The 423-nt window shown below is 49.4% G+C and carries 1 protein-coding gene; it reads left to right on the top strand.

Annotated elements, in window-relative coordinates:
• On the top strand, nt 1-423 hold a 423-nt coding region (locus ACM0OZ_RS49240), incomplete at both ends, for an AMP-binding protein (protein WP_414590219.1).

Here is a 423-nt window from a genome sequence, read left to right as displayed (position 1 = left end):
ACCAGACCGATTTTCCCCAACACACCTGTTGTGTCCATCAACTGTTTGAAGCCCAGGTGGAACAAACACCCGATGCTGTAGCCGTCGTGTTTGAAGATACACAACTGACCTACAAACAACTCAACCAACAGGCAAACCAGTTAGCACAATACTTACAAAAGCTAGGCGTAGGACCAGAGACACGGGTCGGCATTTGTGTGGAGCGCTCTGTGGAGATGGTGGTGGGATTGTTAGGCATTCTCAAGGCAGGGGCTGCTTATGTACCTATTGACCCTGCCTATCCTCTAGAGCGCTTGGCGTATATGTTGAATGATGCCCAAGTCTCCGTGCTGTTGACCCAACAGCATTTGCTCGAGGATTTACCAGCTCAGTGGCTGCAAGTTCTGTGTCTCAATTCAGATTGGCAGGTCATTGCTCAAGAAA

The sequence above is a fragment of the Scytonema sp. PCC 10023 genome (assembly GCF_963920835.1).
Classification (GTDB): domain Bacteria; phylum Cyanobacteriota; class Cyanobacteriia; order Cyanobacteriales; family Nostocaceae; genus Kalymmatonema.
The sequence above is the reverse complement of the archived record's forward strand: the minus strand, read 5'-3'. Positions and strand labels throughout refer to the sequence as shown.